Source organism: Ensifer sp. SL37, assembly GCF_026672675.1.
Classification (GTDB): domain Bacteria; phylum Pseudomonadota; class Alphaproteobacteria; order Rhizobiales; family Rhizobiaceae; genus Ensifer; species Ensifer adhaerens.
Genome location: NZ_JAPPRN010000006.1, coordinates 2,438,157 through 2,462,168, shown reverse-complemented (window position 1 = coordinate 2,462,168; position 24,012 = coordinate 2,438,157). Strand labels below are relative to the sequence as shown.

The window sequence follows — 24,012 nt, the reverse complement described above, 5'->3', positions numbered from 1 at the left end:
CATGAAAGACCAACGCACTCCGCTTGTGGAAATGAAGAACATTTCCATCTCCTTCGGCGGCATTCACGCCGTGGACAACGCCTCCGTCGACCTCTACCCCGGAGAGGTCGTGGCGCTGCTCGGCCACAACGGTGCCGGCAAGTCGACGCTGATCAAGATCCTCTCGGGCGCCTACAAGCGCGATGCCGGCGAGATCCTGATCAATGGCGAGGCCGCCGACATCAACAACCCGCGCGACGCCAAGAAATACGGCATCGAGACGATCTACCAGACGCTCGCCGTCGCCGACAATGTCGACGCCGCCGCCAACCTCTATCTCGGCCGTGAGCTGCGCACCCCCTGGGGCACGCTCGACGACGTGGCGATGGAGGCCAAGGCCCGCGAAGTCATGGGGCGCCTCAACCCCAACTTCCAGCGCTTCAAGGAGCCGGTGAAGGCGCTTTCGGGCGGCCAGCGGCAATCGGTGGCGATCGCGCGCGCGATCCTCTTCGACGCCCGCATCCTGATCATGGACGAGCCAACGGCAGCCCTTGGGCCGCAGGAAACCGCCCAGGTCGGCGATCTCATCAAGCAGCTGAAGCGCGAAGGCATCGGCATCTTCCTGATCAGCCACGACATCCACGACGTCTTCGACCTCGCCGACCGCGTGTCTGTCATGAAGAATGGCCAGGTCGTCGGCCAGGCCCGCACCGAGGACGTCACCAAGGACGAGGTGCTCGGCATGATCATCATGGGCAAGGTGCCGCCAAAGGCGATCCCCGGCCCAGGCGCCATGCAGGTGGCGTAAGCCCAGCGTCGCACAAGACCACCCTCTCAATGACGCCGCGCCCCCCGGGCGCGGCGTTTCTATTTGCCCGATGGGGCTCGCCCCGCAGCACGGGCCGGCTCTGTGCCGCGCCCTTCCCCCGCGCTGCCGGCGCGAAAGATCAGCGTCCGGCTCAGCGCATAGTTCACCGAAAAGACCAGGAGCAGCGCCAGCGCCTGGGCAACGACATAGTGCATGACGGCCGATAGCAGCGTGAAGGCGACCGCGTTTATTCCGGCGCCGAAGGTCGACACCGCCAAGAACTTCGGCAACGCCTTCAGGTGCGGTTCGTCGGATCGGAAGGTGAAACGCCGCTGCAGGAAATAGTTGACGACGACGGCAAAGTAGAAAGCGATGGTGGACGCATAGACCGGTTCGAGCCGCGCCGTCTCGACCAGGACGGCGAGCGTAGCCACCTGCAGGCTCGCCGCGATGCAGCCGCAGGCGAAATAGCGAACAAAGCTCATATCCAGAAGGCGTCTCATCCGGTGCCTTTCGCATCGAGCGACATCCAGCGGCTGGCGCATAGATGGTCGCCGCCTGGTCGAAAACAACGTTTTAGTAGCTTTTGCTTATAAGAGCAGCTAGAAATACAGGCAGTAAAGAGCAGACAACCGTATTCATCAAAGCAGCGCCAGGCTCCTTTCGAGGGGCCGGCTTGATAACGGGGCTCGGCCATGTCGCAGCACTTTCAACAGGCCATCCTGGCGCTCGGCGAGGCGATTGCCCATGAACGCGGCGCTACCGATGACAGCCGAGGCGCCCTGGGCGTACGTGCGGCAGAGTTTCTGCTGAAAGTTCATCGTCAGATGCCCGACTATCTGCGCCCGCCCTTCCATAGTCTCGTGCTTCTTTTCAATGCCTGGCCGCTGCTGCGCAGAGGCAAGTTCTTTCATCAGCTTTCGCTCGACGACCGACTGGCCGAACTCGACAAATGGCGGCAATCCCGCCTCGAGTTCCGGCGGCGCTTCGTCGAGTTCCATATGTCATTGGCATTATTCTGTATTTACTCAGACCTTTACGGCCAGGATTACCAGCATGAACCTGCAACCGGAGCACCTGCTAGCCCCTGAGAGGCTTGCCCCCGACATCATCGTCATCGGCTCCGGCCCGGGCGGTGCGGTGACCGCCACCCGTTGCGCGGAGGCGGGCAAGTCCGTGCTGATGATCGAGGAAGGTCCGCATCTGGCGCTCGAGTCTGCGCCGCATTTCTCCCGCGAGGAAATCCTTCAGAAGTACCGCAACGCCGGCATCAACATCGGCTTCGGCGCGACGAAGATCGCCTATGTCGAGGGCTGCTGCGTCGGCGGCGGCAGCGAGATCAACCGCGGCCTCTACCACCGCACGCCGCAAGCGGTGCTCGACCGCTGGAACCGCGACTATCGGGTCGATGCCCTGACGCTCGAAGAACTGACCCCGCATTTCGATGCCTGCGAGGCAGTAGCCCGGGTCGAATACCTGCCCGGCCCTGCGCCGCAGCTGTCGACACGGCTCGATGAGGGTGCGCAGCGGCTCGGATGGTCTTCCCTCGAAGTGCCGCGCCTCTTTGCCTACGCCGCCGCCGGGGCCGGCGGATCTCCGGGCCGCAAGCAATCGATGTCGGCAACCTTCGTGCCGCGCTTCCTCGACGCCGGCGGTATGCTGCTCGCCGATACCTGCGCGACCAAGCTTACCCATGCGAACGGGCAGTGGACGGTGCATGCGCGCAGCAAGGGACCGGCGGGCACGCGCCAGATCGAACTGAAGGCAAAAACCGTCTTCGTTGCCGGCGGCGCGGTGCAGACCCCGTGGCTGCTGCGCCGCTCAGGCATCACGCGCCATGTCGGCGACAGCTTGCGCTTCCATCCGATGCTGAAGGTGGTGGCAGTCTTCCCCGACGAACTCAACACCCCTGGCGAACTCGAACCCGTCCACCAGATCAAGGAATTCGACCCGCGCTTCAGCATGGGCTGCTCGATGAGCAAACGGCCGGCGCTGGCGCTGGCCATGGCGGCACACCCGGAGATGATCGATGCGGTCGATCGGGACTGGCGGCGCATGGCGATCTACTACGTGCAGAGCACCGGCGGATCCGGCAAGGTGAGATCCCTGCCCGGCTTTCGCGATCCCTTGGTGCGGGTCGGCCTTCAACCGTCGGACCTGAAGGAACTGGCCGTCGGCCTTGCACGCCTCGCCGAAGTGCTCTTTGCCGCCGGTGCCCTTGCAGTCTATCCGAGCATTCCGGGCTATCCGGTGCTGAAATCGCTGGCCGATATCGCCAAGCTTCCCGAAACGCTCCCTCCCAAGCAGGCAAACGCCACTGCGCTTCACCTCTTCTCCTCCTGCCCGATGGGCGAGGACGCCGAGAAATGCGCTGCGAGTTCGTTCGGACGCGTGCATGGCGCCAGCAATCTCTACATCGCCGACGCTTCGCTTCTGTGCGGGCCGACGGTCGTCAATCCACAAGGGACAGTGATGGCCGTCGCGCATCGCAACATCACACGCGCGCTCGAGGATCGGGCGATCTGATCAGAAAACTTCCGCAGACAGGGGCTGGAGGGACATATGCGACATCTCATCACCGGCGGATCAGGCTTCATCGGCAACCTCGCAGCTCGACGGTTGCGCGAACACGGCGACGAGGTGCGGGTGCTCGACCTCTGGGAGGATCGCTCCCGCCCGGCGGATATCGAGTTCGTCAATTGCTCCGTGCTCGACCGCGACGGCGTGCGCGCCGCCATGCGCGACGTCGACGTCGTCCACCACAATGCGGCGCTGGTGGCGCAGACGGATGCGGGGCGCGACTACTGGAACGTCAACGTCGAGGGGACCCGTATCGTCTGCGAGGAAGCCGCAAGAGCGGGCGTCCGGTCGCTGATCCATGTCAGTTCGACCGCCGCCTACGGCATCCCGCCTTCCGGCCCCATCACGGCGACAACCCCGCTTCGCCCGGTGGAGCCCTATGGAAAATCGAAGCGCGCCGGCGAAGAAGTGGCCGAGGCCATCTGCACGGCCGCCGATATGACCCTGATCACCATCCGGCCCCGCGCCACCCTTGGCGGCGGCCGGCTCGGCATCTTCCAGATCCTCTTTGAATGGATCAGCGAGAACCGCGCCGTCTATGTCATCGGATCCGGCAACATCAAGTTCCAGTTCGTCCACGCCCATGATCTCATGGATTTCTACATGCTGGCGCTCAAGGCCGGTCGGAGCGGCACCTACAATGTCGGCACCGACAGCTTCGGCACGCTGCGCCATGACCTGGAGGCCCTGATCCGCTATGCCGGCAGCACATCGAAAGTCCGGAGCCTTCCGACCGCTGCCACCATCAACACGCTGCGGGCGCTGCATTGGCTGAGGGTCTCGCCGCTGGTGCCCTGGCACTACCTCACCTACCACAAGGAATGCTACTTCGACGTCGAGCCCCTGCTTGCCATGGGCTGGCGGCCGAAATACTCCAACGAAGCCATGCTGCAGGAGAGCTACGACTGGTATCGCCAAAGCGCGAAGCTCGCGTCAACCGTCACCGCAAAGAGCCCGCACCGCGCGCCGCTCAAGCAGGGCGCGCTCTGGCTGCTCAAGATGATATCGTAAGCGAGCGGGGCGCCGGAGCCGGCGCGCCCATCGGCTGCGGCTCCGTCACTGGCCAAAAGATTTCGTCGTCATAGCCGCGGAACGTATCGACGCCGGCAATTGGGCTTGCGCTGCGAATCAGGGCGCGCATGCCGTGGCTCTGCGCCACCGCCCAGTCGCGCTCCACCCGGTCGCCAATCATGATCGCCTGCTCCGCCGGCACCTGCGCACGATTGAGCACATGGGCAAGACCGGCCGGATGCGGCTTCAAAGCGCCGACTTCGGGATCCATGGCGGAGACGACGATGCTGGCGCCAAGGCCAAGCGCCTTCAGTTTCTCCGACGCCGGATAGTCGGACAAAACCGCAATCGTCTTTCCCTGAACCGCAAGGCCGGCAAACACCCGCTCGACGCCGCGGCACCGGCAAGCCGGAAGGAGATCGAGCGGACGCCGTTCGATCCATTCCTCGACCGTCTTCCGGACGCTCTGCGGCGACTGCCCGCACCGCTCCGCAGTCAGTTCGTATTGCCGGGCTGCCACATCGGTCGCCAACGCATCGCCCAGTTCCTCGCGGCAGTCGCGAAAGGCGCGCAGGACGCGGATGGTGCCAAGGCTGCACCTGCGCGCCGCGTCAGCAACAAGCCGCAGCAGCATCCGCGCCCGCAGCCGCCGCTGGTCGTAGAGCGTGCCGTCGAGATCGAACACCACGAGGCGCACCCGATCCCAATCCACCGGTCCATTTGGCAAGGCCCCGTTCGGCAGCGTCGAACCGGTCATTGCAGCGACGATATCGGCACGAGGAACGAAGCGGCCAGGAAGTCCAGCACCGGCACGTTGACGAAGCTCGCGAACAGGAAGACGACGATGGTCAAGGTCAGCATGACGTCCAGCCGCCGGGAGTGAAACAGCCTTTCCGGCCGTTGCACCACCGATCCGGGGCGCGTGGCAAGCCAGAGATAGACGGCGAAGAGGCCGCTGATGAACGGAAAGACGAGGATGTATTCCACCCGGTATTTCACCAGGAAAACGCCAAGCAGAAACGCCGTCATCATCGCGTAGACGAAGCAGGAAACGGTGAGGCTCTCCTCGGTGTAGTATTCGAACGACCGCCTGTATTTCTTCAGGACGGCGACCCCCGCATTCGCGGCGATGTCGCGATACTCCCCGAGCCGCTTGGCCGCCATCAGGAAGGCGCCGGCCATCCAGTAGGCCGCAAGCACGCTGACCGGCGGCAAGGTCACCTGATCGACGATGGCCCAGCCGAGCAGGAAGCGGATCGGATTGTTGAGGCATTCCGTCAGCACATCGAGATAGGGCTTGTCCTTCGCCCGGATGGGCTCGACGTTGTAGAGGATGCCGGACAGCAGGAAGAGCAGCGACGTGGCAAAGAACAGCTTACCGACGACCGACGCAAGCAGCAGTCCGATGACGGCAAGCAGCAGATATTCGCCGTAGACGATGCGCGGCTGCATCTCGACGACGACGGCGCGACGCTGCGATTTGGTCGGATGGGCCGCGTCGCGTTCCCGGTCGAGCCACTCGTTTATGACGTAATTGGCCGATGCGATCGAGACGGCGCTCAGAAGCCCCACGGGAATATTGATGACGAGAGCGGCCGGATCAGGCTCGCTGAGGGCACAGGCAAGGATCAGCCCAGGCAGGATGAAAACGTGCTTGGTGACATGGTCGAACCGGGCCAGCGACAGGTAGTCGCTTGCCCTCCCCCGCGGTTGGGGCCCCAACGCCTCGATAGGCGTCGTCTCTTCCGGGTTTGCTGGCATGTCCCTCTCCTTGTCTAGAGACCACGCGCCTGAGTCGGGACGCCTACGGCGCGCCGGTACTTGCCGTCTGGTAGATGCGACCGTCCCTCTCGGAGCGCACGAGCTTCAGCTTGGCGAGTTTGACGAGCTCTTTCTCCGTCACCAGGTAGAACCGCCAGTCGATCGCATCGACGAAGACGACATAGGCATTCTTCTGCGCCATATCCTCGCGAAACCGCTCTAGCTGTACGTCGAGCGAACCCGCGTCACTCTCAAGGCCGGTTCGCCTTTCGCTGTGGGAGGGGATCCAGTCCGTCGCGCGGCGCGTCAGGAAATTGAGCGGGTCGCACGCATTGGTGAAGATGACCGCATCTGCCGGCAACGCCCTGACTGCGCGCACGATCGGCGACGACTTCCAGGCCGTGCTCTGAAACCCCACCCCGTCACGGAAGGCCTCCGCCGTCTGGGCGGTGCTGCGCAGTCCATGGATGGCGAGAAGGCAGAGCAGGATCAGCGCAAGCGAACGCCGGACGACAGGTGCTGCATCGACGCGACCGCAATAGTCCGCCGCCGCAATTACCAGAACGAAGATGATGGCGACATAGAAGGGAAGCGAGTAGCGCGAATTAAGCTGCAGGTTCGCCTCCACATGCACGGCGAGCACGACGAACAGCAGATAGAAATATCCAAACAGGCCGAAGATGAGGGTCATCAGATCGTGGTCGTCCGGCCGGCGTTCGGGCCAGTTTCGCTTCAGCGTCTGCACCAGAACAACCGTCGCCGCGACAAGCGCGAGAAGCAGCACCGGGATGCGGATCACCTGCGGCACCTGGCTCGGCAGGAGAAAGCTCGCCAGAAGCGACAGCCCGCCTAGCCAGCGATCGGCATCGGCATTGCCATAGAACCATAGCGCGCGGCCAACCGACCGGCCGATAAGCAGCTTGCTGACGATCACCCAGGCGAGAAAGATACCGGCGCTACCAGCGAACAGGAGGACGACGTCGAGGAGCCTTTGGCGAAGGGATCGCGCCGAATTGTAGAAGAGCGCGATTGTGGCAAAGGCCGCCCCGACCGGAGGCGCCACGAAGCGAGCGAGCATGGCAAGCCCGACGCAGGCAGACGAGGCAAGCAAGGGCCCCCGCCCTTCACCGCGCATATAGCGAATGAAGAAACGGATGGCGAGAAATGTCAGCGCAAGGAACAGCGCCTCCGACATCGCTATCGTGCTCGTCCAGAGGAATGTCGGATTGACGATGATCAAAAGCGTTCCGACAGTCACGAAGAACGGTTGATCCGGCAGCGCCGTCCTGAACAGCGAAAAGACGAGCCAGGTATTGAGAAGATAAAGCAGAAAGGCGATGCCGAGCGCGACATGCTCAAGCGCAAACCCAAGGGATCCCCCGGCACCCAGCATCCACGCGTAAAGCGGCGCGTCATAGGGCGTGCTGACGATCTGCATGTAACGCGTCGAATCCGGGAGGATGCCGATACCGTTCCAGGTGTTCAGCACGAAAAGCACGGCCGCGAGAGCAACAAGAAACATCAATGCGGGATCGGAGCGCAGCCTCTCCAACGCCGGTTCGCCGGTCGTGAGATATCGGTTGACCAAAACTTGCCCCCTCGCCTGAAACAATTACGCGAGCACTGGGTACTGGAGCACTTGGTTACTGGAACGCTTGCCTACTTGAGCACTGGCACTTTAATTTAGAATTATCTTTAATGCAGAATTTATAACGCGCCGCCTTTCGTCGCAAGGACGTTCGCCTGACCAATTCTAGCTACATCGGGTGGGTGATCCCGTCAGATGGGTTGGCCGTCGCCCGGCGCCATTGCCCGAAGCGATGCGCCGCGACCACAACGCAAGCACAGGATGGCGGTTTCTACCACAATCTCTTGCAATGACCATTGAAGCGACGCGCAAGCTAGGCTAAGAACCGCTCACAGCCTGCTTCGGCGGCCCTGCCGCCAACGGATGCACCCGTAGCTCAGCTGGATAGAGTGTTGGATTCCGATTCCAAAGGTCACAGGTTCGAATCCTGTCGGGTGCGCCATTTAAATTTCAGCCAGATTGTTCGCCTTCAAACGAGTTGACCCGCAATGCGCTCATGCGCCTCCGCACAACGGTTCTCGCCATCAAGCTGTGCTTTTGCGGACAGAGCCCGCTCAAGTCGCGTCGCGTTCCGTCCTGAGATTGGAGACGACGCGGCGGTTCTGGACCTTGCAGGAGCGCTCGGTGCAGTCGCGCACCTCGCGGTCGTTGCCGTAGCCTTTGGCCCACAAGCGATTGGGGTCCACACCCTTGGACACCAGATAGGCCATTACCGCATCGGCGCGTTTCTGCGACAGCGTTTCCATCTTGGAAGCGGAACCGCTGTCGTCGGAGAAGCCCTGCAGCTTGACCAGCCAGCGCGGGTTGCTGTTGAGCCAGATCGCCTGCTTGTCGAGTGTCGCCTTGGCGACGCTGTCGAGTGCGGAGGAATCCTGGGTGAAGTAGGTCCGGCGGCCGACATTGAGGATAAAGTCCTCTTCGGTACCGACCGATACGGTTTCGAAGCCGGGTGCCGGGTCGTCGGTTTTTCCGGTCATCGGCACGGCTGCGGGCTCTTCGACGGCGGCAATCTCGGTGGTGTTGCAGGAAGCAAGCGTCAAGAGAATGGCGGCCGCGGAAAGCAGCCTCGTCAATCCGGTCATAGCGGGCATCGGGTGATATTCCTCATTCGACCGGAGTTGCGACCGGGGTTGCTTGGCTGACCTCGGGGGCCTTTTCGGCGATATGCGGCAGCACCTGCACCGCCGTGCCGATGGGGCAACGCTGGTAAAGGTCGATCGCATCCTCGTTGAACATGCGGATGCAGCCGCTGGAGGCATCCTTGCCGATGCTGCCCGGCTCCAGCGTGCCATGGAAGCGGTAACCGGTATCGACGCCGTCGCGCAGCAGGTACATGGCGCGGGGGCCGAGCGGGTTTTTCGGCGAGCCGCCCTCGACGAACTCAGGCAGTTCGGGGTGGCGCTCACGCATCTCCGGTGGCGGCGTCCAGCGCGGCCACAGCGATTTCCGGTCGATTGTCGCCCGGCCGTACCATTTGAAACCCTCTTTCCCGACGCCGACGCCGTAGCGGATGGCCGTCTTGTTCTCCATGATCAGGTAGAGAAAGTGGTGCCTGGTATCGACGACGACGGTGCCGATCGGCTCGCTGCTGAAATACTTGACGACCTGGCGCTGCCATTTCCTGTCAATGTTGGCGAAATTGGTGCTCCGGTATGTGACGCCGTTATCCACGGCCGGGCCGGAAAAATAGGCTGTCGCCTTTGCCAGTGCCGGGCTCTGAAGCGCATTGGCGCCAAGCAGCGCCAAACCACCAAGCATAGTCTCCCTGCGGGTCCACACCATCGGCAATATCCCCCGAAAGCCAATTAGCGAGGCTGCAGTAAATCAGATTTTTGAACTGCTACAACAGAAAATTCTCAAGCATCGATTCTTTCGCGACGACCGGACAATAGATTGGATCTTCTCGGCGTTCGTCGCAAACGAACAGGCGGCAGACATCGCCAGCCCACCGCGGACGTGCCTTCGCCCGCCTCGCCGTTGCAATGCTGCGCGGCGCCGGCCGCGGCGCAAGCGTCAGCTGCGTTTACCGGCAATATGCGGCGAACTACTTGATATCGCGTGCCTGACCTGACGCCCTGAGCTCCGCGAGCGTCTTTCCAAGGCAACTCCCGCCGGCATCAGAGCCAACCGCCTTGGCCGCGCCGTCCAGCGTGATCGTACCGGCGAAGTTGTCAGAAGCCTGATAGGTTGCGGTTCCATCCGCCGTCACCTTGGACAGATAGAAGGCGTGCTGGGTGCCCTTGTATTCGCAGGCAACGGCAAACGGAAATTGATCGAACAGGACGCCTTCGGCACGTGCCGAGGTACCGAAGGACTGAACGCTGGTCGCAACCAGCAGTACTGCCAGAGACTTGGACATATTCGCAGAGCGTATGCGCACCATCGATCCCCCAACCCAGTTAGATAAAGGTATCCGTCGAGCGCGATGGTGCCGCCTAGCGTGCGCTTTGACAAGCCCGACTGGCAGATTCAAGCACAGCAAATATCGACCAGCGGTTGGCCGCTCCTTCCCGCTTCAAGCGGATGGCGCCAAGGAACAGGCGGCAGGCGTCACGCCAGCGCAAACAAGATCGTTCTGAACGGCCAGTCACGCCGGATGGCTGAAGCGGGCGATCTGCGCGCCCCGCATCAGGTTGCGGAAATTCGCGCCGCTCATGTGCACCAGCGTCCGGTGATCGCCGCCTTCGAAATAGACGTCGCTGACATCGCCGAGGCTTTCGTCTAGCAGCACCGGCACGTCATAGGCCGAGCCAACCGGCGGCACGGCGCCGATGTCGCAATCGGCAAAGAGATTGCAGACCTCCTCTTCCGAAGCGAGGCCGAGGCGGCGGTCCATTACGTCCTGCAGGGTCGAGAGTTCGACCCGGTGCGTGCTCGGCACGACGGCGAGCACGTAGCCCATTTCGTGGTGAACGACCACGGATTTGGCAAGCCGGCTGCCCGGCACATGCGCCGCCCGCGCCGTCTGGCTGGTGGTCGCGGTGCGGTGATGGTCGACGGTGTCATAGGCGACACCCGAACCGTCGATATAGTCCTGAAGTTTTCTGGCGATCGTCATCGTCGACACCCCTTCTCTCTCGTGGTGGCGCGGAGAGGTTATTGTCCTCCCATCCCTCACGAAGTCAACGACGGGCGGCGACGATCCTGTTCGGCAGCAAAGGGAGCGCCTGGTCGCGCGGCGACATTTGCGAGACCGGCAACGGCCAGCCGATCGCGAGCCCCGGATCGAGCGGGTTAAGCCCGCCTTCGGCCTCGGGCGCATAGGGCTTGTCGTGCAGATAAATCAGCTCGCAATCCTCGGTCAGCGTCTGGAACCCGTGGGCAAAACCGCCAGGGATCATCATCGAGCGACCATTGTCCGCACTCAGCACCTCCCCGTGCCATTGCAGATAGGTCGCAGAATCCGGCCGCAGGTCGACCGCCACATCGAAGACAGCGCCGGAAAGGCAGGAGACGAATTTCGCCTCGTCGTGCGGCGCCTGCTGGAAGTGCAGGCCGCGGATCGTGCCTGCTGCCTGCGTCAGGGTATGGTTGATCTGCGCGATCTTTCCATCGCCGCCGAAATCGGCCAGCGCCTCGCGACAGAAGAAGCGCGAGAAGAAACCGCGATCATCGCCCCTGCGTTGCCGCTCGACGACGATGAGACCCGCTATGGGTGTAGAAATTCGATCGAATCGCGACATGGTTCCTTCCGCCAGAGACCAAGGACTACCCGTCTTTTCGCCCTTAAGAAACCGGCCTTGACCGTATTTGCAATTGCCGACATGAAAGCGTTCACAGGAAAGCGTTGCGAATCGGATAAACCGCAGCAGATCGCGCTTCGCTTCTGGCGACGCATCCGTAGATTGCATTCAATAAAGGGTGTCAGGCAGCAATGACAGTAGTTGACGATCGTCTCGCATTCGAAGCCCACAAGACGGAGATGGCTCTTGCGCTGGGCAAGGATAAGGACGCCTTCCAACAGTCGCTCGACACCCTGGTAACGCTCGACAAGTACGACTATTCCTATCTCTGGTCCTTCATGGGCGTGCCGATCATACAGATGCCGGCTGACGTCATGGCGACCCAGGAAGTCATCTGGAACACGAAGCCGGACATCATCATCGAGACGGGCGTTGCCCGCGGCGGCTCGGTAATCTTCATGGCCGCGATGCTGCAGCTGATCGGCAAGGGCAAGGTCATCGGCGTCGACATCGACATCCGCGCCCACAACCGCGACTCGATCGAAAAACACCCGATGTCTTCGCGCATCACGCTGATCGAGGGTCCCTCGACGGCAGCGGAGACGCTGGCCAGGGTGAAGGCCGAGATCCCCGAAGGCGCCTCGGTCATGGTGGTGCTCGACAGCGACCATAGCCGCGACCACGTGCTCGACGAACTTCGCACCTATGGGCCGCTGGTGACCGAGGGCCAGTACATGGTTGTGGCAGATACGGTGCTCGGGTGGGCGGAGGCGTCGCAGACGCCAACCAAGCGGTCGAAAATCTGGCACGCCGGCGATGAGCCTTACGCGGCGCTCAAGGCCTATATGGAAGAACAGACGCGCTTTGAGGCCGATGACGTGCTGAACGGCAAGCTCGTACTGTCAAGCTCGCCGCGCGGTTATCTGCGCTGCATCAAGAAGTAGGGCGACAAGTGGAGTGGCGCGAGAACGGCGCTGCTCTCCAACCCTCGATCGCGAGAACACCCACCGCAGGCGAGTACCGGATGACTAGAAACATTGTCATCTCACAATCCATGTACTTTCCCTGGGTTGGGATGCTGGAGCAGATCAAGTTGGCGGACGTTTTCGTCCACTACGACGATGTGCAGTTCTCGCGCGGCAGCTTCACCAACCGGGTGCAGATCAAGACCGAAAACGGCATTCGCTGGCTGACGGTCCCTCTGAAAGATCTTCGCCTGGGGCAGCGGATCGATGAAGTGCTGATCGACAATCGCACCGACTGGCAAAGCCGCCATCGCGATATCCTGCGGCAGGCCTACAAGAAGGCACCTTTCGTCAAGGATATGCTGGAACTGGTCGATGATGTGTTTGCCAAGGACGTCGCATCGATCGCCGATATCGCGCGCAACTCGATGCTTGCACTTGCCGCCTACTTCAATCTGGACAGGCCAATGTTCGTCTCGGCGGACGCGCTGACAATTGGCGGTGCCAGCAGCGAGAGGGTCTACGACATCACCGCGTATCTTAAAGGCACGGTCTACATCACCGGCCATGGCGCGCGGAACTATCTCGATCACGATCTCTTCGGGCAGAACGGTATCACAGTTCGCTACATGAACTACGAGCGCACGCCCTATCCGCAACTGCACGGAGAGTTCACCCCTTATGTGACCGCATTGGACCTCGTCGCCAATTGCGGCACCAGCGGCGCAAATGTCGTGCATTCCGGAACCGTCGATTGGAGGGAGTTTACCAAGTGAAAGCCGAGAACCTGGACAACGTGGCATCGGAATATCTTCCAAACGCCGTCACATCGATCGAGAACAATCTCATTCTCAACTGGTATCCGCAGCGCATGGTCCAGCGCTTCGGCAGGTGTGATGCGCTGCTCGACCTCGGCATCGGCCACGGTTACACCCCGCACCTCTTCAACAAGGCCTGCGACCGGCACGTGATCGTTGAAGGCTCGCAGTTCGTCATCGATCTCTTCAGGAACAACAACCCCGATTTTTCCGGCGAGATCGTCTATTCCTATTTCGAAGATTTCGAAACGGACGAGCGTTTCGATGTCATCATCATGGGCTTCGTTCTCGAGCACGTCGACGACCCGGGCCTTGTCCTCGACCGCTTTCGCCGTTTCCTGAAGCCCAACGGCCGCCTGTTTGCCGCTGTTCCCAACGCCAAGTCCCTGAACAGAAGGATGGGCGTGGAACTCGGCAAGATCGATGACATCTACAGCCTGAACGCCAACGATCTGGCGCTCGGCCACAAACGCCAGTATTGCCGCGACACCTTCCGTGCCGAATTCGAAAAGCACGGCTACCGCGTCGCGCACGAGGAAGGGATCTACCTCAAACCGCTTCCGCTGCCCGTGCTGCAGACCCTGCCGGATTTCGAAGCCAACCTGCAGGCCATGCTCAGGGTCGGCATCGAATTCCCCGATCTTTGCGTCGGCCTACTGATGGAAGCGGAACTCGCATGAAGACTGCTGCCATCATCGGCGCACGCTCGATGCTCGGCAGCGAACTCGCTCGCCGGCTTGGGGCGCGCGGCGTTGAAACGCTCAGCGTCGGGCGATCGATCGAGGACGACATCCGCTTCGACCTTGAAGGTGACCTCAACGGCCCGATCGACGCGTCCGTCGATGTGGTTTTCCATTGCGCCTCGGGCTTTGGCGACGACAGCGATGCCGGCGTGCGGCGGAACTTTGCGACGAACGCCACGAGTGCGCTGAATGTTGCGGAGCTTGTGCGCCGCCTCGATGCAAAAACCTTGGTTTTTGCCGGCTCGGTCTGGTCCTATGAGGATCTGAACCGTGACAGGTTCACGTCCTACGGTCTCACCAAGGCTCTGGCCGAGCAGATGCTGGGCTGGCTGCTGCAACGACAGGGCGTTCGCTTCTGCAGCCTTCGGCTGTCTCAACTGTATGATACTGGCGGCCGCTGCCGCACACATCAGCCGTGGTTCGGCCGGATCATCGCCTATGCCTCTCGCGGCGCCACCATCCGCATCCCTGCCTCACACGGGCATCAGAATTTCCTCCATGTCAGTGATGCCGCGGATCTCATGATCGGGGCAGCCGATGAGGGACTTTCCGGAGTGCACCCGGCCGTGCATCCGATATGCCTCAGCTACGGCGAAATTGCCGATATCGCCTACGACGTGTTCGGCGGCGGCAAGGTCGAGGTCGCAACGGAAAAGGCGCCGTTTCGCGCGGTGAATTTTCCAGATGGTGCGGAAACGCTCGCCCAACTGGGCATGCACCCGCTGATCGCCATGCGGGACGGGATTGCCATGATCAAATCAGCCAGGACCGCCGAAGCCTTCGGCCCGATGGATGTGAATTGATGGACGACGCAAAACAATCGAAACAAGCTGTTACGGTCGTGGTGACTGCGGTCGGCGCCATCATCGGCCAGGGTATCGTTGCATCGCTGCGCAAATCGGAAGCGCCGATCCGGATCATCGGCATCGACCGCGATGCCAATGGCATCGGCCGACACTTCTGCGACCATTTCGTTGCAAAACCCGCATGCGACGAGGCGTCCCAAGACTATCTCGAATTCTGGCTCGAGCTGCTGCGCCGAGAAAACGTCGCCCTGGTGCTGCCAGGCCTGGAACTCGATGTCCTGTTCTTCAACGAGCACCGGGCGCTTTTCGAGACGACAGACACACGCGTCGCCTTGAACAGCTCTGCGCTGATCACCCTCGGGCAGGACAAGTGGGACATGGGCGAGTCACTGCTGTGGGCGGGGTTCCCGGCCATTCCAAGCACGCTCAGTCGCACCCTCGATGATTGCACGCGCGAACTCGGCCCCCTGCCCTTGCTGCTGAAGCCACGGCGCGGCAACGGTTCGCGCGGCATTGCCCTAATCCGGGACACCGCCGATTTCGACTACTGGACGCTGAAAAGCGCCGACGACTTTCTCGTTCAAAAGTATGTCGGTAGCAACGACCAGGAATATACGGTCGGCGCCTTCGGGTTTGGTGATGGGACTACGCTGTCGCCGATCGTCTTCAAGCGCAAGCTATCGGTCGCCGGCAACACCCAATATGCGGAGGTGGTCGACGAGCCTTTGCTGACCGAGGCCGTGCAAAGGCTCTCGCAACACTTCAAGCCGCTCGGGCCGACGAACTATCAGTTCCGCCTGGAGGGAACGACGCCCTACCTGCTCGAAATCAACCCGCGCTTCTCGAGCAGCACCTCGCTGCGCGCGGCCTTCGGCTACAACGAGGCAGCGATGGCGGTCGACTATTATGTGCATGGGAAAAGGCCGGAGGAACCGGAGATCAAATCAGGTCGGGCATGGCGCTACTCCGAAGATCTGGTCGTCCTATGATCGCGATCATTTCCGACATACATGGCAATCTGCCGGCGCTTGAGGCCGTGCTTGCCCGCATCGATGAACTCGGCTGCAGCTCGATCCTCTCGCTCGGCGACGTCGTTGGATACTACGCCCAGCCGGGCGACTGCATCGACGTGCTGAAGGCGCGCGGCATTCAAAACATCATGGGCAATCACGACCACTATATCGTCAGCGGTGAAGGCTGTCCGCGCTCGAAGATGGTCAACGACATCATCGAGCACCAGCGGGGCATCATCTCGGCCGATCAACGGGCATGGCTTGCCGAATCGCGATCCAAAATCATCGACGGCTCGACCTATTTCGTCCACGGAAGCTGGCAGGATCCGATCGACGAATATCTCTACCAGGTTTCAGAGACGCACTTCCCCGAAGGAGCCGAAAGGCTCTTTACCGGCCACACCCATGTGCAGGTGCGTCTCGAGATCGGCGGCAAGACCTTCTGCAATCCCGGCTCGGTCGGACAGCCGCGCGACGGCGACCCGCGCGCAGCCTTCGCCCTCTTGTCTGCAGAAGGTTCCATAGAACTTCATCGTGTCGAATACGACATCGACCGGACGGCGTTCCACATGCAGCAGGCCGGCTTCCCTGCCCGCTGCTACGAGAATCTCTATATCGGGGCGCAGATCGGCGGTCGCATCGACAGGATCGTTGCCGCCGAGGGGGCATGCGAGGGATCGGCTTCGGCTTAAGTCTTCCCGAGGCGGCACGGTCAACATCCGCGACCTCCGGTTCCATGACACGACCACTGCCACCCGGCGTGGCCACAGCCCGGCGAAAGCTTCACGCTCTATTTTTCCAGCCTGGACCCGACCGCGCGCACCAGACCCGATGCGCGCCAGCATTTTGTTACCGACGAAAGGAGGAAGCAGGCGTATCATGAAGAACGGCACCATCATTTCCGAAAGCGCGCGCCAGGAATTCGAAACCAAGGGCTACCACGTCGTGCCCGGCTTCTACGACGCCCAGTCGCAGATCGAACCGATCCAGGAAGGCATCCGCCAGATCCTCGAATTGATCTGCAAGAAGTACGGCGTCGACGCACCGACCGGTACGGCGCACGAAGCGATGACGATCGCCTATCGCAAGCTGATTGCGGTCAACCGCTCCTGGGGTGGCGAAGTCTATGATGCGGTGAAGCAGATTCCAGCCTTCATGCGGCTTGTCAGCTCGGCTGCCAACGACGAGGTCTTCAAGGCGCTTCGGCCGGAAAGCATCCCGGGCCTCGCAGCCGGTGGCTATGGCATCCGCATCGATAATCCAGGCGAAGAAAAGTTTCGCGCGCAATGGCACCAAGAATTTCCCGGCCAGTTGCGCAGCGTCGATGGCATCGTCTTCTGGACTCCGCTTTTGCCGGTCACCGCAGACATGGGCCCGGTTCAGATCGCTGAGGGCTCGCAGGCCGAAGGCTTCGTCCCGGTTTACGAAGACGATGCCGGCCTCGGCAAGACCGGCGCCTATTCGCTGTTCCTGCACAAGGGCGAGGAGCGTCTAGCGCGCTACAAGCACGTGGCCCCGCTCAGCAAGCCCGGCGACCTCATCCTCATGGATTTCCTGACCCTGCATCAGTCGGGCCACAACGTTTCGCAGACGCCGCGCTGGAGCATCCAGTTCCGCTACTTCAACTACGCCGAGCCGGTCGGCATCCGCATCGGCTGGAAGGGCTCGTTCGCAGCAGGCGTCAATTATGCCGACGTGCTGCCGGAACTGATTGCGCCCCAGGGAGAGCTCGCATGACCGCATGCCGCGTTTGTAGTACCCACATCGGTGCCCCATCCTATGAAGCGCCTGCACCGGCACTCACGTCGGGCACGACCCTGCTCGACGTGCCGACCCGGGTCTTCGTCTGCGGCACGTGCGGGCACGCGCAAAGCGATGACATCCCGGACATTCAAGCCTTTTATGACACGGAATATCGGATCTCGTTGAGCAGCGAGAACCACGACCAGATCTTCGCGGTCGCAGCCGACGGTACGATCACCTATCGTACCGACCACCAGGCTGCACTGTCCCTGCGCTTGCTGGACCTGCCTGAGGGCGCGAGCATCCTCGATTATGGTGCCGCCAAGGCTGACACGCTGCGCAAGATGGCCGTCGCCCGCGAGGATCTGCGTCCGCACGTCTTCGAAGTCAGCTCCGACTACGCTCCCGCCTGGCAGGGTTGGGTGCCGGAAGCGGCACAGGCCACCTATTCGGTACCCGAGGCCTGGCGTGGGACGTTCGATGCCGTCATGAGCCACTTCGTCATCGAGCACGTGGCTGATCCCATCGGCTTCATGCGCGATGTGCATGACCTGCTTCGCGCGGATGGCACCTTCCTGTTCTCGATCCCCGACGTTGCCGGAAATCCCGGCGACATGGCCGTCGCCGATCATCTCAATCACTTCAGCGAAGCCTCGCTTGCCCATGCCCTGGCAAGCGTCGGGTTCGAACTGCAAGTGATCGACTCGACCTCGTTCCCTGGCGCCTTCTTCGTCGTTGCAAAGCGCGCGGAAGCGACCGTCGAGGCCGCCCACACGTCGAAATCCGCCGCCGATGCGGCCAAGGAAGCCCGCGACATTTGCGCCTTCTGGGATCGGGCGTCGGAAACGCTCGCGGGCGGGGCAGATCGCTACGCCAAGCGCAAGGTCGCGATCTACGGCGCCGGTTTCTACGGAAGCTGGATCTACTGCCGGATCGGCCAGGCCGTCGATGTCGTGGCATTCCTCGACCGCAACGAGAACATGAAGGGTGCCACCCATTTCGGCATCCCGGTGCTTTCGCCTGAGGACCTGCCAGCGGAAGCCGAAGCACTGTTCATCGGCCTCAACCCGCTCAAGGCCCGCGCTGCGATTGCCGCGCAACCCTGGCTGCAGCGGCCTGGGCTCGACCACGTCTGGCTCTGACAAGAGCACTCGCAAGAAGCCGGAGCGGGACGAAAACTCGACAAAATCCCGCCCGGCATCCACGCCCCTTTCGAACTCCCGGTTCTCACCAAGCGCTCCCCATGAAACCCCGCATCCTCTACACCAAACCTTCGATCACCGACCGTGAAGTGACCTATGCGACCGATGCGGCGGCCAATGGCTGGGGCGAGCGCTGCTACGACTACATCAACCGCTTCGAGGCGGCCTTCGCCGCGCATCTCGGCACGACGCACGCGATCTCGACATCGAGCTGCACCGGCGCGCTGCACATGGGGCTTGCCGCACTCGGCGTCGGACCCGGCGACGAAGTGATCCTTGCGGACACCAACTGGACGGCGTCTGCCGCGCCGATCGTTCACCTCGGCGCAAAACCGGTCTTCGTGGACGTGCTTGCCGATAGCTGGTGCATCGACCCGGAAAAGGTCGAAGCGGCAATCACGCCAAGAACCAAGGCGATCCTTGCGGTTCACATCTACGGCAATCTCTGCGACATGGACCGGTTGCTTGAGATCGGCGCCCGGCACAAAATCCCAGTTGTCGAGGACGCTGCAGAGGCGCTCGGCTCGGAGTGGCATGGCCGCAAGGCCGGGTCGCTCGGCGCCTTCGGCGCCTTTTCCTTCCACGGCACCAAGACGGTGACGACCGGCGAAGGCGGCATGTTCGTCACCAGCGATGCGAAGCTCCATGAAAAGGTGCTGACGCTCTCCAATCACGGCCGCGCCCGCGGGCAAAAAAAGCAGTTCTGGCCGGACGAGATCGGCTTCAAATACAAGATGTCGAACCTGCAGGCCGCCGTCGGCCTCGCGCAGATCGAGCGCGTCGGCGAGCTGGTCGATCGCAAGCGAGAAATCTTCTACGCCTATCGCGAGCAGCTTGCAGGCGTGAACGCCATTGCCATGAACCCAGAGCCGGAGGGAACGAAGAACGGCTTCTGGATGCCGACCGTCGTCTTTGCACCGAAAACCGGCGTCACCCGGGAGGCTTTGCAGAACGCCTTTGCGGCCGAGAACATCGACGCCCGTGTCTTTTTCTGGCCGCTGAGTTCGTTGCCGCCCTTTGACGAGGTGCCAGCGAACACCGTGGCCTATGACCTGCCCGGCCGCGCGATCAACCTGCCGAGCTATCACGACATGACATGCGACGAGATCGGCCGCGTGGTCGAGGTCCTGCGGGGCTGCCTCGCCGCCTGAGAGCAGGCGCGCGCAGACCACCTCCGCGCAAGGTCGCCAGGATATTAGGACTTTGCAATGCGCCATGCCGAGTGGCCGGCGCAAATACGGGGCGGTCGCATGAAAATCGTCATTCTCGCCGGTGGCTACGGCACGCGGATCTCGGAGGAGAGCCATCTCCGGCCAAAACCGATGATCGAAATCGGCGGGCGGCCGATTCTCTGGCACATCATGAAGATCTACAGCCACTACGGCTTCTCGGATTTCGTGATCTGCCTCGGCTATCGCGGCTACATGATCAAGGAATACTTCGCCAACTACGTGCTGCATTCCTCCGACGTCACCTATTGCATGGCGACGGGTGAAACCCTGTTCCATTCGAACAAGGCCGAGCCCTGGCGCGTGACGCTCGTCGATACCGGAACGGACTCCATGACCGGCGGGCGCCTGAAACGCGTGGCCGACCATCTCGGCGATACGTTCTGCCTCACCTATGGCGACGGCGTTGCCGACATCGATATCAAGGCGCTGACCGACTTCCACCGCCATCACGGCCGCCAGGCGACGGTCACCAGCGTGGTCCCGCCCGGCCGATATGGCGCGCTTGCTGTCAGCGACGGGCGGGTCAGAAGCTTCATCGAAAAGCCGGCAGGCGACAACGGTCACATCAATGGTGGCTTCTTCGTCCTCAACCGTTCGGTGCTCGATCGCATCGAAGGCGATCAGACGCCGTTCGAAGCGGAGCCTCTGGAAGGTCTCGCCGCGGACGGCCAGTTGATGGCCTTCGAACACGCCGGTTTCTGGCGCCCGATGGATACGTTGCGCGACAAGAACCAGCTCGAAGACCTCTGGCAGAGCGGAGCGGCCCCCTGGAAAGTCTGGGCATGAGCAGGCTTGCGGACCCGTCCTTCTGGGCCGGAAAACGGGTGATGCTGACTGGTCACTCCGGCTTCAAGGGAAGCTGGGCCCGCCTGTGGCTGACACAAATGGGCGCTGAGGTGACCGGATACGGCCTGTCACCGGCGGCCACCCCCTCGCTGCACGCACTGCTCGGATCGGAATCGGCCACCAACGAACATTTCGCCGACATCCGCGACGGCGACACGCTCGCATCCGCCGTCCGCGCTTGCGACCCGCAGATCGTCCTTCACATGGCGGCCCAGCCTCTGGTTCGCGAAAGCTACCGGACGCCGGTCGAAACCTTCGACGTCAACGTCATGGGCACGGCGCGCCTGCTGGAGGCAACACGCGCAGCCCCTGCCCTCAAGACCGTCCTTGTCGTCACCACCGACAAGGTCTACCGCAACGACGAAAGCGGCCGGCATTTTCCGGAAGACGCCGTGCTTGGCGGCCATGATCCTTATTCCGGTTCGAAGGCCGCCTGCGAGCTGGTCGTTTCGACCTGGCGGGATTCCTATCTGCGTGAGCGCGGCATAAGGGTGGCGACCGCCCGTGGCGGCAACGTGCTCGGCGGCGGCGATTTTTCCGCGGACCGGCTGGTTCCGGATATCGTTCGCGCTGCCCTTACGGGCGAGACGCTGGACATCCGCAGCCCGATGGCGACACGTCCCTGGCAGCACGTGCTCGACTGCCTCAACGGATACTTCGTCTATGCCGAGGCGCTTCATGGCGGCCAGACCGATGTGGCGGCGCTGAATTTCGGCCCGGCTCCGGACGAGCGACAGATCCCGGTTCGGGACGTTGCCGCCGCCATCCAGACCGCAATGGGCTTGCCCACGCAATGGCGTGACGCGTCATCCGAGGACCAGCCGCACGAAATGAAGACGCTCGGCCTCGATCCGGCACTTGCCGGACGGACGTTGTCATGGGCAACCCGTCTATCGCAGGACGAGGCGATCGCCTGGACCGCCCACTGGTATGACGGCTGGCGCCGCGGCGCTGACGCCCGTGATCTGACACTCAGCCAAATCGACGCATTCATGAGAGGCTAACGACTTCGATGTCCCACAACTGCCGTTTCTGCTCGACACCGCTCAAGACCGTCGTTGCCGACCTGGGCTCCACGCCCTGGTCCAATTCCTTTCTCGAACCGACGAAGGAAGCCATCGCCCGCGAGCGATCGTTTCCGCTGAAGGCGATGGTCTGCTCCGAGTGCCTGCTGGTGCAGACGACGGAAAACGTGCCGGCCGATGAAATCTTCACCGACGGCTACGCCTACCTCTCTTCCTTCTCCACAAGCTGGCTCGAACACGCACGCCGCTACGCCGAGAGCATGACCGAACGCTTCGCGCTCGATGACAATTCGCAGGTCGTCGAGATCGCCTCGAACGACGGCTATCTGCTGCAGTATTTCGTCGCCAAGGGCATCCCGGCGCTCGGCATCGAACCGGCCGCCAATGCCGCGCGACTGGCCGAGGAGCGGCAGGTCCCGACCGAGGTCGCCTTCTTTGGACGGGAGACGGCAACCGAACTCGTCAAGCGTGGCATTCGCGCCGACCTCACGGCGGCCAACAACGTGCTCGCCCATGTGCCCGATATCGCCGACTTCGTCGGCGGCTTCGCCATCCTGCTGAAGCCCGATGGCGTTGCGACGTTCGAGTTCCCCCATCTGCTGCGTCTGATGGAAGGCGTGCAATTCGACACGATCTACCACGAGCACTATTCCTATCTGTCGCTGGCGGCCGTCGAACGCATCTTCGAAAGCTCAGGCCTCAAGGTCTTCGACGTCGAGGAACTGCCGACCCATGGCGGTTCGCTGCGCGTCTATGCGCAGCTGAGGTCCGGCGTGCGCGAGACCACGCTGGAACTCGAGCGGTTGCGAGCGACTGAGGCGCTTGCCGGGCTGATGCGGATGGAGACCTACACGGCATTCGACGACCGCATCGCCGCCGTCTGCAAGGATTTTCAGAATTTCCTGGCGAACGCCAAGGCGGAGGGAAAAACCGTAGCCGCCTATGGCGCCGCTGCGAAAGGCAACACGTTCCTCAATGTCTGCGGGCTGTCGCCCAGCGAAATCGCCTTTGCCGTGGACCGCAATGACCTGAAGCAGGGCAAGCTCCTGCCCGGTACCCATATTCCGGTGCACGCGCCGACGGTCATCGAGGATGCAAAGCCCGATTATCTCGTCATCCTGCCCTGGAACCTGAAGACCGAGATCGTCGCCGACAACGAGGCGATCCGCGACTGGGGCGGCCGCTTCGTCGTCGCCATTCCGAAGCTGAGCGTCTTCTAATCCTAGACGCCAGGAAGTGTGGACAGTCCTCAACCAGACCGCGTTGAGCCGCCCAAAATCGACTTTATTGATCGCCTTAGGTCGCTTTGCCGTAAATTCGGTGACTTTGCCGTAAATTCGGCACGATCTAAGTGAACGTCAGGGTTGGCGTGGGTATTGACGGTTGAAAAAAATGCACCCAAGGAGGTGCTATGTCCACGATTGACCTATGCCTTGTCGCCACCCGGCGCCCGGACCTGCTTGCCCAGACGCTGGCGAGCTTCCGGGACAAAATCTTTTGCAGGCTCGACCTGCGCGGCGCCTATCTCAATCTCGATCCGGTTTTCGGATCGGAGGAGGATCATCGCGCCTGCGTCGAGATATTCCGCAACCATTTCCCCGACGGAACCGTGTTCCAGCCCGAGAGCCCGGGCTTTTGTGCGGCCGTCGCGAAACTCTGGTCGGCCACCAGCGCCGACTACGTCTTCCACCTGGAGGACGACTGGATCTCGCTGAGGGACATGGGCGACGAACTGCTGACGCCCTTCGCGGATCCGGCGATCAGCCAGGTCTCGTTCCACACGGCGGACCAGAACTGGAATATTCGCCGCAAGGGCCATTTCCATCGGCGCAACGAATACGCGTATCTGTTCGGGATCAAGATCCCGTTGTTTCGCACTTTCCCGAAATTCACGACGTCGCCGTCGATCCTTCGCGGCGACTTCGCGCGGCAATGCGCCGGCCTGATGGACCTCTCGCGTGATCCGGAAAAGCAGTTCTATTCGGGCGTCAACCCGGCGATGGAGGCCTATGTCGCCAGTCGCCGCAACTATATCTTCTCGCCCGAGGCGCAGCCGGTCATCAAGGATATGGGCCGGGAATGGCGCGAGCAGCGCCGCATCCAGAAGGTGATCACCGACTCGACCTCGGTCTGGCGGCAAAGCGCCTAAGCGGCCGGGCCTGGACCGGATGGTTCGAAACGAAGCGATACAAGCGGGACGATGGCCCCG

Annotated in this window: 26 protein-coding genes and 1 tRNA gene; 18 read left to right on the top strand and 9 right to left on the bottom strand. The window is 62.1% G+C overall.

Annotated elements, in window-relative coordinates; all coding sequences use genetic code 11:
- The first annotated feature begins 1 nt into the window (after position 1).
- A complete protein-coding gene (locus tag OVA00_RS24000; RefSeq protein WP_034793927.1) occupies positions 2–787 on the top strand; it encodes an ATP-binding cassette domain-containing protein in 786 nt (261 codons plus the stop codon).
- A 59-nt stretch (positions 788–846) separates the two neighbouring features.
- Here the strand turns inward: OVA00_RS24000 and OVA00_RS23995 are convergent, their stop codons facing one another.
- Positions 847–1,290 carry a GtrA family protein gene (locus OVA00_RS23995; protein WP_060518852.1) on the bottom strand — a complete coding sequence of 148 codons (444 nt, stop codon included), beginning with the start codon at positions 1,288–1,290 and terminating at the stop codon, positions 847–849.
- Positions 1,291–1,482: 192 nt separating this feature from the next.
- On the opposite strand from OVA00_RS23995, the gene OVA00_RS23990 reads away from it, so the two are divergent.
- From OVA00_RS23990 to OVA00_RS23980, 3 genes are read left to right on the top strand one after another with little or no spacing between them, the layout of a single operon-like run.
- Entirely contained in the window at positions 1,483–1,878 is a 396-nt protein-coding gene (locus OVA00_RS23990; protein ID WP_060605073.1) for a hypothetical protein, read from the top strand.
- Entirely contained in the window at positions 1,844–3,313 is a 1,470-nt protein-coding gene (locus OVA00_RS23985; protein WP_268089728.1) for a GMC family oxidoreductase N-terminal domain-containing protein, read from the top strand. Before OVA00_RS23990 ends, OVA00_RS23985 begins: the two co-directional genes overlap by 35 nt.
- Positions 3,314–3,349: 36 nt before the next feature.
- Positions 3,350–4,378: an NAD-dependent epimerase/dehydratase family protein gene (locus tag OVA00_RS23980; RefSeq protein ID WP_268089727.1), complete on the top strand. Its 1,029-nt coding sequence runs from the start codon at positions 3,350–3,352 to the stop codon at positions 4,376–4,378.
- On the opposite strand, the gene OVA00_RS23975 is transcribed toward OVA00_RS23980, so the two are convergent.
- The 3 genes from OVA00_RS23975 to OVA00_RS23965 are packed head-to-tail and all read right to left on the bottom strand — an operon-like array spanning position 4,362 to position 7,727.
- Positions 4,362–5,135: an HAD family hydrolase gene (locus OVA00_RS23975; protein ID WP_268089726.1), complete on the bottom strand. Its 774-nt coding sequence runs from the start codon at positions 5,133–5,135 to the stop codon at positions 4,362–4,364. The genes OVA00_RS23980 and OVA00_RS23975 overlap by 17 nt on opposite strands.
- Positions 5,132–6,139, bottom strand: coding sequence for a UbiA family prenyltransferase (locus OVA00_RS23970; protein WP_051659300.1), 1,008 nt, complete (start codon positions 6,137–6,139; stop codon positions 5,132–5,134). Before OVA00_RS23970 ends, OVA00_RS23975 begins: the two co-directional genes overlap by 4 nt.
- A 43-nt stretch (positions 6,140–6,182) precedes the next feature.
- Complete coding sequence (locus OVA00_RS23965; protein ID WP_268089725.1) at positions 6,183–7,727, bottom strand: ArnT family glycosyltransferase; 1,545 nt, start codon at positions 7,725–7,727, stop codon at positions 6,183–6,185.
- A 365-nt stretch (positions 7,728–8,092) separates the two neighbouring features.
- Between OVA00_RS23965 and OVA00_RS23960 the strand changes: the two genes are divergently transcribed.
- A tRNA-Arg gene (locus tag OVA00_RS23960) sits at positions 8,093–8,169 on the top strand.
- A 112-nt stretch (positions 8,170–8,281) separates the two neighbouring features.
- Here OVA00_RS23960 and OVA00_RS23955 read toward each other — a convergent pair.
- The 5 genes from OVA00_RS23955 to OVA00_RS23935 form a co-directional block, all read right to left on the bottom strand.
- The gene (locus tag OVA00_RS23955) at positions 8,282–8,818 is read right to left on the bottom strand and encodes an OmpA family protein (protein WP_112771976.1); all 537 of its coding nucleotides are present in this window, start codon (positions 8,816–8,818) and stop codon (positions 8,282–8,284) included.
- 13 nt (positions 8,819–8,831) lie between these two features.
- Positions 8,832–9,509 carry a L,D-transpeptidase gene (locus OVA00_RS23950; RefSeq protein ID WP_034793947.1) on the bottom strand — a complete coding sequence of 226 codons (678 nt, stop codon included), beginning with the start codon at positions 9,507–9,509 and terminating at the stop codon, positions 8,832–8,834.
- 262 nt (positions 9,510–9,771) lie between these two features.
- On the bottom strand, positions 9,772–10,086 hold the full coding sequence (locus OVA00_RS23945) for a hypothetical protein (RefSeq protein WP_051659302.1): 315 nt from the start codon (positions 10,084–10,086) through the stop codon (positions 9,772–9,774).
- Between the two features lie 228 nt (positions 10,087–10,314).
- Positions 10,315–10,785 (bottom strand): aminoacyl-tRNA deacylase, encoded by a 471-nt coding sequence (locus OVA00_RS23940; protein ID WP_034794215.1) that lies wholly within the window; start codon positions 10,783–10,785, stop codon positions 10,315–10,317.
- Between the two features lie 64 nt (positions 10,786–10,849).
- Positions 10,850–11,410, bottom strand: a complete 561-nt coding sequence (locus OVA00_RS23935) for a dTDP-4-dehydrorhamnose 3,5-epimerase family protein (RefSeq protein ID WP_112975154.1) — start codon at positions 11,408–11,410, stop codon at positions 10,850–10,852.
- Positions 11,411–11,601: 191 nt separating this feature from the next.
- Here OVA00_RS23935 and OVA00_RS23930 point away from each other — a divergent pair, with 191 nt between their 5' ends.
- The 13 genes from OVA00_RS23930 to OVA00_RS23870 all read left to right on the top strand — a co-directional run bounded on the left by OVA00_RS23930 (position 11,602) and on the right by OVA00_RS23870 (position 23,952).
- The gene (locus OVA00_RS23930; protein ID WP_112975155.1) at positions 11,602–12,354 is read left to right on the top strand and encodes a cephalosporin hydroxylase family protein; all 753 of its coding nucleotides are present in this window, start codon (positions 11,602–11,604) and stop codon (positions 12,352–12,354) included.
- 80 nt (positions 12,355–12,434) lie between these two features.
- Positions 12,435–13,151: a WbqC family protein gene (locus OVA00_RS23925; protein ID WP_268089724.1), complete on the top strand. Its 717-nt coding sequence runs from the start codon at positions 12,435–12,437 to the stop codon at positions 13,149–13,151.
- On the top strand, positions 13,148–13,873 hold the full coding sequence (locus tag OVA00_RS23920; protein ID WP_210333262.1) for a class I SAM-dependent methyltransferase: 726 nt from the start codon (positions 13,148–13,150) through the stop codon (positions 13,871–13,873). Before OVA00_RS23925 ends, OVA00_RS23920 begins: the two co-directional genes overlap by 4 nt.
- Entirely contained in the window at positions 13,870–14,739 is an 870-nt protein-coding gene (locus OVA00_RS23915) for an NAD-dependent epimerase/dehydratase family protein (protein WP_268089723.1), read from the top strand. The genes OVA00_RS23920 and OVA00_RS23915 overlap by 4 nt, the downstream gene beginning before the upstream one ends.
- Positions 14,739–15,731: an ATP-grasp domain-containing protein gene (locus tag OVA00_RS23910; RefSeq protein WP_268089722.1), complete on the top strand. Its 993-nt coding sequence runs from the start codon at positions 14,739–14,741 to the stop codon at positions 15,729–15,731. The genes OVA00_RS23915 and OVA00_RS23910 overlap by 1 nt, the downstream gene beginning before the upstream one ends.
- Positions 15,728–16,447, top strand: a complete 720-nt coding sequence (locus tag OVA00_RS23905; RefSeq protein WP_268089721.1) for a metallophosphoesterase family protein — start codon at positions 15,728–15,730, stop codon at positions 16,445–16,447. Before OVA00_RS23910 ends, OVA00_RS23905 begins: the two co-directional genes overlap by 4 nt.
- Before the next feature lie 187 nt (positions 16,448–16,634).
- On the top strand, positions 16,635–17,492 hold the full coding sequence (locus OVA00_RS23900; protein WP_268089720.1) for a phytanoyl-CoA dioxygenase family protein: 858 nt from the start codon (positions 16,635–16,637) through the stop codon (positions 17,490–17,492).
- Positions 17,489–18,640 carry a class I SAM-dependent methyltransferase gene (locus tag OVA00_RS23895; protein ID WP_268089719.1) on the top strand — a complete coding sequence of 384 codons (1,152 nt, stop codon included), beginning with the start codon at positions 17,489–17,491 and terminating at the stop codon, positions 18,638–18,640. The genes OVA00_RS23900 and OVA00_RS23895 overlap by 4 nt, the downstream gene beginning before the upstream one ends.
- 101 nt (positions 18,641–18,741) lie before the next feature.
- The gene (locus OVA00_RS23890; RefSeq protein WP_268089718.1) at positions 18,742–19,851 is read left to right on the top strand and encodes a DegT/DnrJ/EryC1/StrS family aminotransferase; all 1,110 of its coding nucleotides are present in this window, start codon (positions 18,742–18,744) and stop codon (positions 19,849–19,851) included.
- 99 nt (positions 19,852–19,950) lie between these two features.
- Positions 19,951–20,718, top strand: coding sequence for a glucose-1-phosphate cytidylyltransferase (rfbF, locus tag OVA00_RS23885; RefSeq protein ID WP_034793969.1), 768 nt, complete (start codon positions 19,951–19,953; stop codon positions 20,716–20,718).
- Positions 20,715–21,782 (top strand): CDP-glucose 4,6-dehydratase, encoded by a 1,068-nt coding sequence (gene rfbG, locus OVA00_RS23880; protein ID WP_268089717.1) that lies wholly within the window; start codon positions 20,715–20,717, stop codon positions 21,780–21,782. Before rfbF ends, rfbG begins: the two co-directional genes overlap by 4 nt.
- A gap of 8 nt (positions 21,783–21,790) precedes the next feature.
- Positions 21,791–23,023: a class I SAM-dependent methyltransferase gene (locus tag OVA00_RS23875; protein ID WP_034793975.1), complete on the top strand. Its 1,233-nt coding sequence runs from the start codon at positions 21,791–21,793 to the stop codon at positions 23,021–23,023.
- Positions 23,024–23,214: 191 nt separating this feature from the next.
- The gene (locus OVA00_RS23870; protein ID WP_268089716.1) at positions 23,215–23,952 is read left to right on the top strand and encodes a hypothetical protein; all 738 of its coding nucleotides are present in this window, start codon (positions 23,215–23,217) and stop codon (positions 23,950–23,952) included.
- Positions 23,953–24,012: the final 60 nt, after the last annotated feature.